The sequence below is a fragment of the Mycolicibacterium psychrotolerans genome (assembly GCF_010729305.1).
Lineage (GTDB): Bacteria > Actinomycetota > Actinomycetes > Mycobacteriales > Mycobacteriaceae > Mycobacterium > Mycobacterium psychrotolerans.
Genome location: NZ_AP022574.1, coordinates 2,045,327 through 2,060,321 on the forward strand (window position 1 = coordinate 2,045,327; position 14,995 = coordinate 2,060,321).

The window sequence follows — 14,995 nt, forward strand, 5'->3', positions numbered from 1 at the left end:
ACGCCCGCCCATCACCGGCCGTATCGATGGAGCCCCGGAATCCCAGACTGGCCGACGCCCGACGGGACATCGAACCGACCGTCAGCCTCGGTGCCGCCCGCCGCGCCGCCCACCCTGCGGAGCGCACCGCGGCCCTGGTGCGGCAGCGCGAGCCGGCGACGGCGAGGCAGGAACTCCAGCGTCAGCAGCACCGTGAGCGCGGGTACCAGCTGACGCATCGACAGCACGGCATAGCGCTGCGCGCCGAGCGTCCGGTACTTCCTGAGGTAGCGGTACAGCGACTCCAGGCTGATGAGCCCGTCGCCCAGATGGATCAGCCAGAACAACAGGCTCTGCACCGGTCCGCGGTTCTTGTTCTCGAAGATCTCGGGGAAGGCTGCGAAGGCCAGCGAAACGCGCCGCGCGCCATGGCTTCTCGCCCAGTCGATCATGTCGACGCTGAGGCGTTCGTCGATGCCGTTGGGCGCATCGGGCGCCCGCCAGGACACGTCGAGTGACACGTCGTTGCCGCCTCCGGCCGTCGCATAGCGCGCGAACGCCTGCACCCGACCGTCTCGGGCGCGTCCGACGATGAGCTGCATCCCGGGGTGACGGCCTTCCAGAGCGCCGTCCAGGATCATCGAGAAGCCGCGTTCGCGCTGCGCTGTGCGATGCGAGGTGAAGAGGACCTCGGCCAACTCGGCACGCTGCACTTCGTCGAGGTCCTGCTCGGACACCACTTCGGTGGTGATGCCGGCGTTGTGGGTGCGCTGCACCGCCTGGCGCAGGTTCCGTCGCGCCCGTCCGGCCAGGCTGAAACTCGCCACGTCGATGACGACGTCGCGTCCGATCGGGATCGCCCGCATCGATCTCCCGACGACCGACGCGTCCCACCGCCCCAGCTGCCGCTCACTGCACCCGAGCACCGCGATCCGCCAACCGCGCGACCGGCACATCGCGACGAAACTCGCGACCACGGAACCGAACTCGCGCTCGTCACCGATGGGGTCCCCACTGACCACCGCAAGACCCATTCGAGTCCGGTACGCGACGGCCGCGCGCCTGTTGTCACTGAAGTGGTAGCTCTTGAGCGAGTGCATCGCGAACGGGGCCAACGCATCGCCATGGGTCGCGTCGACCAGCCTCCAAATCTCGGGCAGGGCCTCGGGCTGCGGCCGGGAGCGGGTGGGCCACATCAGGACGAGCCCTGAAGCCGCGATGACGACGTTGCCCGCGCCGGGGGAGAGCAGCACGTGCAGCGCCATCCCGCCGAGCACCGCCGCACCGGCGAGCGCAGCGTGGCGGCCGGTCACCGGACGGCCCAGGAAGATGCCACGCGCGATGAACACCGTCGCCGCCAGAACTGTCACCGACCACACCAGCCGGCCGTCCTGCCATCCGAGGTGGTGGCGGTCGTGTGCCACCGCGACGGCCAGCCAGGTGGCGGCCGCGAGCAGGGCGCCCGCTCCGACGCTGCGCCCCACCGCTGTGGGCACGGCGAACTCAGCCGACATCCCGCCTCCTCCGTTCTCCAGCGTCGCGCCTGCTCGTCCTCGGCCGTAGGGCCGAACGTCCCATCCGTCACCGGGTTCGACCATCCGCCGACCGGCGCGTCCTGGGTACCCTTGAAGCCAATGGTCTCCCGTGTTCTCGCCCCGCTGTGGCGTGTGCGCATCACCGTCGCCTACGCGTCGGCGCTGTTCGCGATCGCGTCGCTGCTGGTGGCGCTCGGTCCCCGGGCACAGCACCGCGTCGTCGCGCTGATGAGCACGAACCTGCACAATCTGGCTGAGGGGCGTCTGGCCACGCTGCTGGCCAGTGCCTTCGTGACCGCCGAGGGGCAGACCTACCTGCTGCTGCCCGGGCTGGTCTGTCTGCTCGCCCTGGCCGAGCTTCTCTGGCGCAGCAGGCGGCTGGTCCAGGTGTTCCTGCTCGGACATGTCGGGGCCACGCTGATCGTCGCCGCGGGTCTCGCCTTCGCCGTCAAGGTCGGCTGGGTGCCGGTCGCGGTCAGTCATGCCGACGACGTGGGTCTGAGCTACGGGGCCGTCGCGGTGCTCGGCACCCTGACGGCGGCGATACCGGGCGGGTGGCGCCTGGCGTGGACGGCCGGCTGGCTGACGGTCGCCACGGTGGTCGTCGTGCTGGGCGGCGGGTTCACCGCGGCCGGACACGCCGTCGCGCTAGTGCTCGGCATGGCGCTGTCGATGCGCGTGCCGGCCGGGTGGTCCACCAGTGCGCACTGGACGGTGTTCCGCGGCGTGCTGCTGGCGACCGGCGCCGCCTTCGGATTGCTGCTGTTCGTCGGTGTGGCGCTGCCGAGCGCGCTCGTCGCCGTACCCGCCGGTCTCGCGGCGGCCTTTGCGGCGTGGTCGGTGACGCATACTCAGAACGGGCTGCTGTTCTGCTGCCACTCGGCGGACTCGGGGCGGGCACCGAAGCGGCGCGCGTAGTCCTCGTGCATCTGCGCCTGCTTCTTCCGCTTGATCACGTCGACCAGGTTCGGATCCAGGCCGTGTACGGAGAGCCGGTGCCGGCGCCAGGGCTTGTTCAGGGCCAGAGCCATCAGCACCGCCCAGAAGTAGATCGGTGCCGTCATCTCCAGGTGCATGTAGAGGTTGACCGGGATGAGCCAGAACGGCGCCAGGACGAAGATCGGCGGAATCGAGTAGCGGATCATGTGCCGACGGACGGCGCCCTCTCCTGCGAGGTCCTCGGCCACCCAGCGCTGCATCGAGGTGGGCAGGCGGCGCCCGTAGATGTAGGTGAGGTACTGCCAGAGATTCGGCTTGTCGGCTGACATGGACGGCTCCTTGTGGGTGGGTTCAGGACTGTAGGGCGCCGGCCGCCAGCGCGGCCGTGTTCAGGCGAGTCAGCGCCTCGCGCAGCTGGTGCAGTTCGGCGAGGTCGACGCCCAGGCGCGCGACGACCGCGGGCGGAATCTCGAGGGCCCGTTCACGCAGCGCGACGCCCCGGTCGGTGAGTTCGACGTCGGTCGCGCGCTCGTCGGTGGCACTGCGCGTGCGGGTGATCAGGCCGAGCGCCTCCAAGCGTTTGAGCATCGGTGACAGGGTGGCCGACTCCATCTGCAGCGCGGTCGCGATCTGCTTCACCGACAGTGGTGCCCGGCCCTCGCCGGGCTGCTTGCGGTGATCCCACAGCGACAGCATCACCAGGTACTGCGGGTGGGTCAGACCCAGCGGCTCGAGCAGCGGCCGGTAGATCGCGAGCACCGCGCGGTTGGTGGCCGCCAAGGCGAAACAGACCTGCTGTTCCAGGGCCAGGGGATCCAGTTCGGCGGCGACGGTCACAGACCTATAGTGCGCTAATAGTTAGGGCACTAGCAATATGGTCGTTGTCACAGTGCGACCGGCATCTCCTTGCCGGGAATCGGCGCGCACCCGTAGCCTCGAAACGTGTCCGGTGTGACCGCCGTCCGTGCCGATGATCTCGCCACCCTCGACGTGTTCGCCGAGGTGCACGTGGAAGCGCTGGTGCCGCTGGCCGAACAGCTGCGGCCGTTGTCGGCGGCCGCCGGTCAGGTCCTCATGCAGCAGGGTGAGCTCGCGGTCAGCTTTCTGTTGATTGCGTCCGGTCACGCCGAGGTCAGCCATGTCGGCGCCGACGGTCACGACACCGTCGTCGATCTCACGCCGGGGCTCATCGTCGGCGAGATCGCGCTGCTCCGGGACGCCCCGCGTACCGCCACCGTCGTGGCCACCGTCCCGCTGACCGGCTGGGTCGGCGGCCGGGAAGCCTTCGCCACCATGCTGGAGATCCCCGGCATGATGGACAAACTGGTGCGCACGGCGCGCCAGCGGCTCGCCGCGTTCATCACGCCGATCCCGGTGATCATGCGCGACGGCAGCGTCCTGTATCTGCGGCCGGTGCTGCCGGGCGACAGCGAACGCACCACCGAGGGCCCGGTCGAGTTCTCCAGCGAGACCCTCTACCGCCGCTTCCAATCCGTCCGGTCCCCGACGAAATCGCTGATGGCCTACCTGTTCGAGGTCGACTATCTGGATCACTTCGTCTTCGTGCTGACCGACGGCGTGGACGGACCCGTGGTGGCGGACGCCCGGTTCGTGCGCGACGCGAACCACCCCGAGGAAGCCGAGATAGCGTTCATCGTCGGCGACGCCTACCAGGGCCGCGGCATCGGCACGTTCCTGATGCGTGCCATCTCGGTGGCCGCCCACGACGACGGCGTCCAGCGCTTCACCGCGCGGGTGCTGTCGGACAACCATCCGATGCGCTCGATCCTCGACCATTTCGGTGCGTGCTGGCACCGGGATGACCTGGGTGTCGTCACCACCGAGATCGACGTGCCGAAACCCGCTGAGCTGCCGTTCGATTCGGAGTTGGTGCGACAGATCCGCGATGTCGCGCGACAGGTGATCCGGGCCGTCGGATGACGCAGGGGCACCGCAGGCCGCCGCTGAACAAGGACACCCGCGTGTGCATCTCGCTGGCCGGGCGGCCGAGCAACATCGGCACCCGGTTCCACAACCACCTCTACGAGGTGCTCGGTCTGGACTTCCTCTACAAGGCGTTCACCACCACCGACATCGTCGCCGCCATCGGCGGTGTTCGAGCGCTCGGCATCCGCGGGTGCTCGGTGTCGATGCCGTTCAAGGAGGACGTGCTGAGCCTCGTCGACGAAATCGAGCCCTCCGCGCAGACGCTGCGCTCGGTGAACACGATCGTCAACGATGACGGCCGGCTGACCGCATCGAACACGGATTACCTTGCCGTGCAACACCTCGTCGACGACAACGGGCTCTCGTCGGAGCACTCGGTGCTGATCCGCGGCAGCGGCGGCATGGCCAGCGCGGTCGGAGCGGCCTTCGCCGACCGTGGTTTCGCCGGTGGCACCATCGTCGCGCGCAACGAACGGGCCGGTCGCGCACTTTCGCAGCGGTTGGGATACGAGTTCCTGCCCGACGCCGGTGGGCCGTGCGCGCGCACCGCCGACATCATCGTCAACGTCACCCCGATCGGGATGGCCGGCGGCGCCGAGGAGCGCGATCTCGCGTTCGACGACAGCGCAATTCGCCACGCGCGCACCGTCTTCGACGTGGTGGCTCTGCCCTCGGAGACGCCGCTGATCGCCGCTGCGCGCGCAGCCGGAGTGGACGTCATCACCGGGGCGCAGGTGATCGCGCTGCAGGCCGCCGAACAGTTCGAGCGCTATACCGGGGTACGCCCCAGCGCCGAGCAGATCGCCGAGGCGTCGGCGATCTCACGGGCGTGAACGATCAGGGCGTGATCTTGGCCTGCTCGTCGATCGTCGACGTCGCGTCCATCAACGGGTACGCCTGGTCCTCGGTGCCGTCGGCGTTGAGCTGCAACACGTACAGCGCGTCCTGGCCGGGGATCACCACGGTCTTCTGCGCCACCATCCGGGTCACCCCGTCCTTGGTGTAGGTCCCGCCGATCACCGTCGCCTCGAACCCGCTGAGCTTGTTCGGCTGCCCGCCTCCGGGTCCCTGGAACCCCGGCAGATTGCGGATGTCGCCCGGCGCGGCTTCGAGCACCTTCGCCGGGTCGACGTTCCCGGTCAGCTTGACCACCTTCGTGATCACCGTCGGCGGATCGGTCGCCATCGCCGGATCGGCGGTGAACGCCAAACCCATGTAGGCCCCCTCCGGCGTGTTCGGGCCCATGTCCTCCCACCCCTTCGGCGGCGGGATGTCGATGGTCGGCGAGCCGGGCTCGCCCGGACTCACCGGCGTCTCGACGATGTTGTTCTCCCGGATGTAGTCGGCGAGCGTCGGGGCGGGGGCGGCCGCCTGGGCCGACGTGGTCGGCGCGGGGCTCGAAGCCGCCGCCGAGGCGGACGACGACGCGGAGGAAGACGTGCTCGACTCCGTGGTGGCGCTGTCCGATCCGCAGCCGGACAATCCGACTCCGAACGTGACGGCTGCGATGGCGATGATGCCGGCCCGCAGAGGGATGGTCATGTCGTCTCCTGTCGGCCCCCGATTGGCAGCGAGAGCATAACCGGCCGGACGCGAGAACTCACCGATTCGCCTCGGGCGGTTTGCCGAAAAGGTCCCGGATCGGCGCCCCGAGTAGCAGGATCCCCAGTACCGACGCAAAGGGTTGGGGGTCGGACCATGAACGCTGTCGTTCGCTCGCTGTCCGCGCTCGTTCTGGTGACTGGTGTCGCTGTGCTCGCCGTGTCGTCGACACTGGTGTCTGCCGCGGTGACCCTGACCGCCACCACGACCGCGCTCGTGATGGGGGGCAGCTTCCATCCTCTGATGGAACCCCGGGACTCGCCGGCCTTCGTCGCGGCCTACCTCGACAACGCGGTCGACCAGCATCTGGATCCGGCGTTCGCTGCCGCCGGCCCGGTGACCAACGCGGTCGCCGTCTACGGCCCCGAGGACTTCTTCCCGATCGGACGGCTGACCTTCGACAAATCCGTTGCTGCCGGGCGGGCCAATCTGGACCGGTGCATCGCGGCGGCGCCGGACTGTGTCTTCAATCCCGACGTCGGTTCGGTCGCTCCTCGAGTCGACGACACATTCCTGGTGTTCGGTTATTCGCAGAGCGCCGTGATCGCCTCGCTGACCAAGCGCGACCTCATCGAGGCGTACCGGCCGGGCGATCCGAGCCTGTCGTTCATGTTGGTCGCCAACCCGATGCGGCCCAACGGCGGCATCCTGATGCGCTTCGCGGGGTGGCCGACCATCCCGATCCTGGGGGTGTCCTTCGACGGCGCGTCACCGACCGACAGCGCCGACCTGGGCGACGGCCAATACGCCTATCCCACCGTGGACATCGTCCGGCAGTACGACGCCCTGGGCGGCGACTTCCCGCTTCGCCCACTCAACCTGCTCGCGACGCTGAACGCGCTGGTGGGCTACGGACTGCAGCACGGTGAGACGGTCGACGTGCCGTTCGGTGACGCCACCTATCAGGGCCGCGAAGGCGACACCACCTACTACATGATCACCGCCGACATCGTCCCCCTGCTCGAACCGCTGGCACCGTTCATTCCGGCGCCGATCCTGCGCGCCGTCGACGCACCCCTGCGCGTGCTGATCGAGAACGCCTACGACCGCGACATCGGGCCCGGCACTCCCACCCGCGCGCGGTGGTGGCCGGTTCATCACGTTGCCCGCCTCGCCCGCGACCTGCTGCGGTCGGTCCCGGTGGCCGTGGACAATCTCGTCGAGGGCTTCGGGGGACGCCGCATCCTCGGTACCAACGCGCCGGGCCCGTTCGGCGTCGGCAAACCCGACCTCCCGCCTGCCTCCGAGGTTGCGTCCGAGTCGGTGGACACCGAGACCACACCACAACGCGAACACGTCGCTCAAAAACGACTTTCGCGACAGGAAGAGACCGACAAGGTTATGCGCACCGAGATGCCCGACGACGTGGAGTCGGCGTCGCCGGAGCCCGACCTGGAACGCGAGGACACCACGAACGCTACCGAGCCGCAGAAGGCAAACGACACCGACCACAGCGATCCCGCACCGGCGGCGGACACGGCCGACCCCGCACCGGCGGCGGACACGGCCGACCCCGCACCGGCGGCGGACACGGCCGACCCCGCGCCGGCGGCGGACACGGCCGACGCCGCCTGAGTGTTGGTCGGCCGGACAGGGCCACCACCGTGATATCAACAGCGCGTGAGGCTCTTCGCCCTCGCTGCGGTGGCCGTGTGGTGCGCAGCATGCAGCACACCCGGACCGCCGCCGCCCACGACCAACCCGGCCACGCCGACGGCGACGGTGGTCAACCCTGCCCGGGTCGACCGCAGCCGGTCAGCGCTGCCCGAGGGCTACGAGGTGCGCGCCTACAGCGGCCTTCCCGCCCCCGGGGCGCTGTGGGGCCTGCGCGATCCCGCCGACTCCGACCCGCCCCAGTGCGCGACGCTGGCCTTGCCTGCCGCCGACGCCGCGACGGCGAAAGGCTGGTCAGCGTCCGGGGCGGGCGGTATCGCGTACGCCGTGGTGGCGGCCGCACCGGGCGGGCCGGCGCCGCCTGCCGACTGTGCGCAGTGGACGGTGTCCTCGGGTCCGACGACGGCCAGCGTGCGCGAGGTGCCCGCCCCGCCCGTCGACGCGGCCCGGACCGTGGGCATGCGCACCGACGCCACCACAGTGGTCGAGGGCGGCACCGAAACCCGTTCGCACGCCGACACGTTCATCGCCTACCTCGGTGACTACATCTGTGTCGTCGCACTCGTCACCGACCCGGGGTCTCCGCATCCCGCACTCGAGCCGGGGTTCGCGTCGCACCTGCTGACCGAAACGGTGTCGGCGCTGCGCGGCTGACCGTCGGCGCGCGGGTACATTGGCGGCGATGTCGAACTCGAAGCGGTTGATGCTCCTGTTCTGCGCGGGACTGCTGGCCGCCTGCAGCAGCCAGGCATCGGAGGACTACTCGCACGCCGACATCACCCGGGTGAAGAACCTCTCGACCGAGTTCTCGGCGCCCTACACGGTCAAGAGCGCGGGTCCGGCCGCCATCGATCCCCGGCTGCTCGGGCCCCAAAAGCTGCCTCCGGGAGTGGCTTTCGATCCCGCCGAGTGCGGCGAGACCGCCCAGCAGCAGAACGTGCCTGCGGACGTGAAGGGCAACATGGCGGCGCTGACCGCCGAGGGCGACGGCGTGCGCTACGTCGCGATCGCGCTGGAGACCTCCGAGCGGGTGCCTGTGCCCACACCCAGCGACAAGTGCGCGAAGGTGACCTTCACCGGGGCAGGGGTCCGGGGGCTCGTGGAGGTCGTGGAGGCTCCGCAGATCGAGGGCGTGCACACCGTGGGCACCCACCGGGTCCTGCAGACGGTCACCGCCCAAGGCCCCCGCACCGGTGAGATCTACAACTACGTCGCCGACTTCGGGACCTTCATCGTGATCGTCACAGCCAACCCGCTCGTGCAGGCCGACACACCGGTCGCCCACGTCGACACCGGGCGCGCCCGCGACCTCGTCACCCGCGCCGTCGACCTCGTCAAGGGTCAGCGCACGTCGTAAGGACGGAACTGGATGCTGATGCGCGGTCCGACTGCACGGGTGGTCTTGGGGACAGCGTGCTCCCACGTGCGCTGGCATGAGCCGCCCATCACCAACAGATCGCCGTGTCCGTGCCGCAGCCGCAGCGACGGGCCGCCGCCGCGCGGGCGCAACGCGAAAACCCTTGTGGCGCCCAGCCCGACGATGGCCACCATGGTGTCCTCGGTGCGGCTGCGGCCGACGTTGTCGCCGTGCCAGGCGACACTGTCGGAACCGTCGCGGTAGAGGCACAGGCCCGCGGTGAGGAACGGCTCGCCCAGTTCGCCTGCGTAGGCGTCGTTCAGGCGGCGGCGCAGCTGCTTGAGCCGCGGGTGCGGGGGTGGCTCGTCGACCAGGTGGTGGAAACTCACCAGGCGGGGGACGTCGAGCACCCGGTCGTACATCTGCCTGCGCTCGGCCCGCCACGGGATGGTGTCGCGCAGTTCGGCGAACAGGCAGTCGTCGGCGACGCCGTCCTGGGACAACCAGCCCGACCGCACCTCCAGCCACGCGCCGTCACCCAGCTCCCGCCGGTCCGCCTGGTCGAACAGAGAGCTCTGCACCGCCTGCTCCATGGCAGGCAGTCTATCGCACAGACGTTCGATGGCGTCAGAGGCGGGCTGCGCCGGGGCCGTGCTCGGCGAGCACGTCGTCGGGGTTCGCCAGCGCGCAGGTCTTCAGGCTGAGGCACCCGCAGCCGATGCACCCGGTCAGGTTGTCGCGGAGCCGCTCGAGATGCACGATGCGCTCGTCGAGGTCCGCCCGCCAGCCGGCCGACAGCCGAGCCCAGTCCTTGCTCGTCGGTATCCGATCGTCCGGGAGCGTCGCCAGCGCCTCCCGGATGCGGGCCAGCGGGATGCCCAGGCGTTGAGACATCCGGATGAACGCGACGCGGCGCAGGGTCTCGCGGGCGTACCGGCGCTGGTTCCCGCTCGTGCGCCTGCTGGAGATCAGCCCTTCGCGTTCGTAGAAGTGCAGTGCCGACACAGCGACGCCACTGCGAACCGACATCTCGCTCGGGGTGAGCTCGTTCACCCTGTCCATACGTGAACCCTAGTTGAGGTCGGTTTTGCGGCTACGGTGCTAGGTGTGACGGACGCGGCGCTGGGATGCAACTCGGAGGTCGGCACGCTGCGGACGGTGATCCTGCACCGTCCGGGGGCCGAGCTGAAGAGACTGACGCCACGCAACAACGACACGCTGCTGTTCGACGGGCTGCCGTGGGTGAGCAGGGCGCAGGAGGAACACGATGCGTTCGCCGCGCTGCTGCGGTCCCGGGGGGTCGAGGTGCTGCTGCTCGGCGATCTGCTGACCGAGGCGCTCGCCCACAGCGGGGCCGCGCGCATGCACGGGATATCCGCCGCGGTCGACGCGCGTCGGCTGGGTGTGCCGCTGGCGCAGGAACTCTCGACGTATCTGCGCACCCTGGACGCGGGCGCGCTCGCGCACGTGCTGATGGCCGGGATGACGTTCGACGAGCTGCCGTTCGGCGAGAACGAGCTGTCGCTGGTGCGACGCATGCACCACGGCGGGGACTTCGTCATCGACCCGCTGCCCAACCTGCTGTTCACCCGCGACTCGTCGTTCTGGATCGGGCCGCGGGTGGCCATCACGTCGCTGGCCATGCATGCGCGGGTGCGTGAGACGTCGCTGACCGATCTGATCTACGCGCACCATCCCCGGTTCCTCGGAGTGCGCCGCGCCTACGAATCGCGGTCGGCTCCCGTCGAGGGCGGGGACGTGCTGCTGCTCGCGCCCGGCGTGGTCGCGGTCGGGGTGGGGGAGCGGACGACGCCGGCGGGTGCGGAGGCACTGGCCCGCAGCCTCTTCGACGACGGCCTCGCCCACACCGTGCTGGCGGTGCCCATCGCGCAGGAGCGCGCGCAGATGCATCTGGACACCGTGTGCACGATGGTCGACACCGACGCGGTGGTGATGTATCCGAACATCGTCGACTCGCTGACCGCGTTCCCGATCCGCCGGTCCGCGGGCGGGGTGCGGATCGATCGCGCCGCCCCGTTTGTCGACGCCGCCGCCGATGCGATGGGCATCGGCAAGCTGCGGGTCATCGACACCGGCCTCGATCCGGTGACCGCCGAACGCGAGCAGTGGGACGACGGCAACAACACGCTGGCGGTCGCGCCGGGTGTGGTGGTGGCCTACGAGCGCAACACCGAAACGAATGCGCGACTCGAGGATTCGGGCATCGAAGTGCTCGCGATCTCGGCCTCGGAGTTGGGCACCGGCCGCGGCGGCCCGCGCTGCATGTCGTGCCCCGCAGCCCGCGATCCGCTCTAGTCGCGAGCGTGCATCCCTTGTAGCGCGCATCCGCACCGCGCTACCGCCCGTGCACGTTCGCGGCCGCGGCAAAAGGGGCTAGCGCCAGGACGGCAGCCAGATCTGCATGTTCCAGGTGCCCTGCGAGATCGGCAGGCCCGTCAGGATCGGGTACATCCACGCGAAGTTCGTGATCACCAGCGCCACATAGCAGCTCACCACCAGAAGGCCGAGCGTGCGGCGTTCGGCGTTCTGTCGCGGGGCGTGCAGGATGTCGCCGAGGATCATCGCGATCATCATCACCAGGAACGGCGCCATGGTCGCCGCGTAGAAGAAGTACATCTGCCGGTCGATGTCGGCGAACCACGGCAGGAAGCCGGCGCTGTAGCCGACCAGCAGCACCGCATAGCGCCAGTCGCGCTTGACGAACGCCTTCCACAGCGCCCAACCGAGCACCGGAACCGCGACGAACCACATCGCCGGGGTGCCGACCAGCATGACCGCCTTGACGCAGGACTGCGCGCCGCAGCCGGGCACATCCTGGTTGTCGATCGCGTACAGCACCGGGCGCAGCGACATCGGCCACGTCCACGGCTTGGACTCCCACGGGTGGTGGTTGCCGTCGGCGTTGGTCAGGCCGGAGTGGAACCGGTACGCCGCGTAGGTGTAGTGCCACAGCGAGCGCAGCGCGTCGGGGATCGGCAGCACACTGTCCGGTCCGATCGATCGGCCGACCTCGTAGCGGTTCACCCCGGTCTCCGATGCGAACCACATCGCGTACGAGCCCAGGTACACCCCGAACGGAATCAACACCATCGCGTACAGCGACGGCCCCACGTCGCGGCGCACCGCACCCAGCCACGGCCGCGGCACCCGGTACTGCTTGCGGGCCGCAACGTCGAACGCGACGCTCATCACGCCGAAGAACAGCACGAAGTACAGACCCGACCACTTGGTGGCGCATGCCAGCCCGAGCAGGAGGCCTGCCCCGAACCGCCACCAGCGCACCCCCAGCCGCGGACCCCACGGCGTCTCGGCGATCCGGCCGTCCAGCAGCGCGACGTGCATGCGCTCGCGCACCTGGTCCCGGTCGACGATCAGGCAGCCGAACGCCGCGACCACGAAGAACACCAGGAAGATGTCCAGCAGCGCGGTCCGCGCGATCACGAAGCTGACGCCGTCGGCGATCAGCAGCAGCCCGGCGATGCCGCCGACCAGGGTGGAGCGGCTGATCCGGCGGGTGATCCGCACGACGAGGAGCACCAGCACGACGCCGCACAGCGCGCCGGTGAAGCGCCAGCCCACCCCGTTGTAGCCGAACAGCGCCTCGCCCAGGGCGATCATCTGTTTGCCGACCGGCGGGTGCACCACCAGCCCGTAGCCGGGGTTGTCCTCGACGCCGTGGTTGTGCAGCATCTGCCAGGCCTGCGGCGCGTAGTGCTTCTCGTCGAAGACCGGCGTGCCCGCGTCGGTGGGCGAACCCAGGTTGAGGAAGCGGGTCACCGCGGCCAGCGCGGTGACGACAGCGGTCATCGCCCAGCCCTGCAACCGGTCGAGTGGGCCGAAGTCGGCGACCGGAACCAGGGGTCCCGGGGAGATGACGGGGACCGCGCGCTGTTCGACGACGAGCTCGTCGGGCGGGGCTGTCACGCCTGCGATCGTAGGCTGTGGGGCATGGCCGCTGGACGACTGCTCATCGGCGCCACGCCGCTGGGTCAGCCGTCGGACGCGTCGACCCGGCTGATCAGGGCGCTGGCCACCGCCGACGTGATCGCCGCCGAGGACACCCGCCGGGTGCGCACGCTCGCCAATGCCCTCGAGGTGCGACCGGTCGGCAGGATCGTCAGCCTCTTCGACCAGAACGAGGCGTCACGCGTGCCCGCGCTGCTCGACGACATCCGCGGGGGCGCGACGGTGCTGCTGGTCAGCGACGCCGGAATGCCGCTGATCAGCGATCCCGGCTACCGGATGGTCGCGGCGTGTGTCGAGGCCGAGCTGCCGGTCCAGTGCCTGCCGGGACCGTCGGCGGTGACGACGGCGCTGGCGGTGGCCGGGCTGCCGTCGGAGAGGTTCTGCTTCGAGGGCTTCGCGCCCCGCAAGCAGTCGGCGCGCACCACGTGGTTGCAGACGCTGGCGGCCGAGCCCCGCACGTGTGTGTTCTTCGAATCGCCGCGCCGGCTCGGCGACTGTCTGTGCGACGCGGTGACGGTGCTGGGAGGCGAGCGTCGCGCGGTGGTGTGCCGGGAGCTGACCAAGACGCACGAGGAGATCGTGCGCGGGACACTCGGCGAGCTGGCGGAGTGGGCCACCGGACCCGTGCTGGGGGAGATCACCGTGGTGCTCGCGGGCGCGACGCCCGTCGCTGATCCCGACAGCCTGGTGGCCGAGGTGAACCGGCTGGTCGCGGACGGTCTGCGGGTCAAGGATGCGTGCGCGCAGGTGGTCGCGGCGCATCGCGGTGCGCCGTCACGCCGGGAGCTCTACGACGCGGTGCTGCGCTCCCGGGACTGACGACGCCATGATCGGGGCCGCCTTGTGCAGGCACTCCTCCCATTCGCGCACCGGGTCGGAGTCCGCGGTGATGCCGCCGCCGACGCCGAGGACGGCGCTGCCCGACGGGGTGAACTCGACGGTGCGGATCGCGACGTTCATTTCGCAGCCGGCTGCGGGGGAGGCCAGACCGATGGTGCCGCAGTACACGCCGCGGCGGTGCGGCTCCCACTGCCGGAGCAGCTCGCGCGCCCGCTGCTTGGGGGTGCCGGTCACCGAGGCCGGCGGGAATGTCGCGTCCAGCAGCGCCCGGGTGGGGACGTCGGTGCCCACCCGCGCCGTCACCGTCGACACCAGATGCCACACCCCGGGGGCCGGGCGAACCGCGAGGAGTTCGGGCACCGTCACCGATCCGGTCTGCGCGACGCGGCCGAGGTCGTTGCGCACCAGGTCGACGATCATGATGTTCTCGGCCACGTCCTTGACCGACGCGCGCAGTGCGGCCGGGTCCGCGTGTCGCGGCAGGGTGCCCTTGATCGGGCTCGACGTGACGGCGTCGCCGTGCCTGCGCAGGAACAGCTCGGGAGACAGCGACGCCACCGCGCCCCAGGTGCCTGCGAGGAACGCCGCGCGGGCCGGGGCGGTCCGCGCCACCGCGTCGACGAAGAAGTCGACGGGCGCGCCGTCGAGCGTGCCGGTGAACTGGGTGCAGACGCACGCCTGGTAGATCTCGCCGGCGGCGATGGCCTCGAGGCAGTCCCGCACGCCGCGCTGATGCGCCGACCTGTCGGCCTCGCCCCACGCGATCGCGGCGCCCCGCACGCTCCCCGGCTCCCGCAGCGCCTCGGTGACCCAGCCGGAAAGCGGTGCACCGGAAAGGCTTTCATGCCACCAGGTGCCGTCGGAGGCGCACCGCAGCACGCAGTCCGACCAACCGCCGGCCGCCTCGGGCAGCCGCGGTCCGTGACCGTCTGCTCCCGGGTCGGGGTAGGACAGGTAGCCGAACCACCCGCCGCCGACCGCGCCGTCCGCGCGTGCCGCGGGAGGCACGTCGAACACCCCGGCGGGCGCCACCGCCGACAGCGTCACCGACGGGGCGATCACCGCCCGCGAGCCGAACCAGTCACCGATCAGCGCAGCCGGGGGTGCGAGGCCGCGCCGCGGCGCCGCGGCGGCCAGCGCACCGAGGACCGTCGGGGCGCTGCCAAGCTCGCCGAGTCGGTCGATGCGCACCGGG

At 70.3% G+C, this 14,995-nt stretch carries 16 protein-coding genes; 8 read left to right on the forward strand and 8 right to left on the reverse strand.

The window, feature by feature from the left end; genetic code table 11:
• Nucleotides 1–11: 11 nt before the first annotated feature.
• Complete coding sequence (locus G6N45_RS10105) at nt 12–1,493, reverse strand: MprF family protein (RefSeq protein ID WP_163721958.1); 1,482 nt, start codon at nt 1,491–1,493, stop codon at nt 12–14.
• 120 nt (nt 1,494–1,613) lie between these two features.
• On the opposite strand from G6N45_RS10105, the gene G6N45_RS10110 reads away from it, so the two are divergent.
• On the forward strand, nt 1,614–2,432 hold the full coding sequence (locus G6N45_RS10110) for a rhomboid-like protein (protein ID WP_163721959.1): 819 nt from the start codon (nt 1,614–1,616) through the stop codon (nt 2,430–2,432).
• Here the strand turns inward: G6N45_RS10110 and G6N45_RS10115 are convergent.
• Together G6N45_RS10115 and G6N45_RS10120 are read right to left on the reverse strand one after the other, a co-directional pair.
• Nucleotides 2,366–2,782 carry a DUF5313 domain-containing protein gene (locus tag G6N45_RS10115; RefSeq protein ID WP_163721960.1) on the reverse strand — a complete coding sequence of 139 codons (417 nt, stop codon included), beginning with the start codon at nt 2,780–2,782 and terminating at the stop codon, nt 2,366–2,368. The two genes, G6N45_RS10110 and G6N45_RS10115, sit on opposite strands and share 67 nt — an antisense overlap.
• Before the next feature lie 22 nt (nt 2,783–2,804).
• Nucleotides 2,805–3,290, reverse strand: a complete 486-nt coding sequence (locus G6N45_RS10120; RefSeq protein ID WP_163721961.1) for a MarR family winged helix-turn-helix transcriptional regulator — start codon at nt 3,288–3,290, stop codon at nt 2,805–2,807.
• Nucleotides 3,291–3,395: 105 nt separating this feature from the next.
• Here G6N45_RS10120 and G6N45_RS10125 point away from each other — a divergent pair, with 105 nt between their 5' ends.
• Together G6N45_RS10125 and G6N45_RS10130 are read left to right on the forward strand one after the other, a co-directional pair.
• Nucleotides 3,396–4,394 (forward strand): acetyltransferase Pat, encoded by a 999-nt coding sequence (locus G6N45_RS10125; protein ID WP_163721962.1) that lies wholly within the window; start codon nt 3,396–3,398, stop codon nt 4,392–4,394.
• The gene (locus G6N45_RS10130; RefSeq protein ID WP_163721965.1) at nt 4,391–5,233 is read left to right on the forward strand and encodes a shikimate 5-dehydrogenase; all 843 of its coding nucleotides are present in this window, start codon (nt 4,391–4,393) and stop codon (nt 5,231–5,233) included. Before G6N45_RS10125 ends, G6N45_RS10130 begins: the two co-directional genes overlap by 4 nt.
• Before the next feature lie 4 nt (nt 5,234–5,237).
• On the opposite strand, the gene G6N45_RS10135 is transcribed toward G6N45_RS10130, so the two are convergent.
• Complete coding sequence (locus tag G6N45_RS10135) at nt 5,238–5,942, reverse strand: envelope biogenesis lipoprotein LpqN (protein ID WP_163721967.1); 705 nt, start codon at nt 5,940–5,942, stop codon at nt 5,238–5,240.
• Nucleotides 5,943–6,098: 156 nt separating this feature from the next.
• On the opposite strand from G6N45_RS10135, the gene G6N45_RS10140 reads away from it, so the two are divergent.
• From G6N45_RS10140 to G6N45_RS10150, 3 genes are read left to right on the forward strand one after another with little or no spacing between them, the layout of a single operon-like run.
• Nucleotides 6,099–7,577 carry a PE-PPE domain-containing protein gene (locus tag G6N45_RS10140; RefSeq protein WP_163721969.1) on the forward strand — a complete coding sequence of 493 codons (1,479 nt, stop codon included), beginning with the start codon at nt 6,099–6,101 and terminating at the stop codon, nt 7,575–7,577.
• A 45-nt stretch (nt 7,578–7,622) separates the two neighbouring features.
• Nucleotides 7,623–8,270, forward strand: coding sequence for a DUF5642 family protein (locus G6N45_RS10145; RefSeq protein WP_163721970.1), 648 nt, complete (start codon nt 7,623–7,625; stop codon nt 8,268–8,270).
• A gap of 28 nt (nt 8,271–8,298) precedes the next feature.
• Nucleotides 8,299–8,973 carry a DUF5642 family protein gene (locus G6N45_RS10150; protein ID WP_163721972.1) on the forward strand — a complete coding sequence of 225 codons (675 nt, stop codon included), beginning with the start codon at nt 8,299–8,301 and terminating at the stop codon, nt 8,971–8,973.
• Here G6N45_RS10150 and G6N45_RS10155 read toward each other — a convergent pair.
• Nucleotides 8,958–9,566: an alpha-ketoglutarate-dependent dioxygenase AlkB gene (locus tag G6N45_RS10155; protein ID WP_163721973.1), complete on the reverse strand. Its 609-nt coding sequence runs from the start codon at nt 9,564–9,566 to the stop codon at nt 8,958–8,960. The two genes, G6N45_RS10150 and G6N45_RS10155, sit on opposite strands and share 16 nt — an antisense overlap.
• Nucleotides 9,567–9,600: 34 nt before the next feature.
• On the reverse strand, nt 9,601–10,035 hold the full coding sequence (gene soxR / locus G6N45_RS10160) for a redox-sensitive transcriptional activator SoxR (protein WP_163721974.1): 435 nt from the start codon (nt 10,033–10,035) through the stop codon (nt 9,601–9,603).
• 45 nt (nt 10,036–10,080) lie between these two features.
• Here soxR and arcA point away from each other — a divergent pair, with 45 nt between their 5' ends.
• Nucleotides 10,081–11,289 (forward strand): arginine deiminase, encoded by a 1,209-nt coding sequence (gene arcA, locus G6N45_RS10165; protein ID WP_057148421.1) that lies wholly within the window; start codon nt 10,081–10,083, stop codon nt 11,287–11,289.
• A 78-nt stretch (nt 11,290–11,367) separates the two neighbouring features.
• Here arcA and G6N45_RS10170 read toward each other — a convergent pair whose 3' ends face one another.
• Entirely contained in the window at nt 11,368–12,918 is a 1,551-nt protein-coding gene (locus G6N45_RS10170; protein ID WP_163721985.1) for a dolichyl-phosphate-mannose--protein mannosyltransferase, read from the reverse strand.
• A 24-nt stretch (nt 12,919–12,942) separates the two neighbouring features.
• Here G6N45_RS10170 and rsmI point away from each other — a divergent pair, with 24 nt between their 5' ends.
• Entirely contained in the window at nt 12,943–13,779 is an 837-nt protein-coding gene (gene rsmI, locus G6N45_RS10175) for a 16S rRNA (cytidine(1402)-2'-O)-methyltransferase (RefSeq protein WP_163721987.1), read from the forward strand.
• On the opposite strand, the gene G6N45_RS10180 is transcribed toward rsmI, so the two are convergent.
• Entirely contained in the window at nt 13,735–14,991 is a 1,257-nt protein-coding gene (locus G6N45_RS10180; protein WP_163721989.1) for an aminodeoxychorismate synthase component I, read from the reverse strand. The genes rsmI and G6N45_RS10180 overlap by 45 nt on opposite strands.
• Between the last annotated feature and the right edge of the window lie 4 nt (nt 14,992–14,995).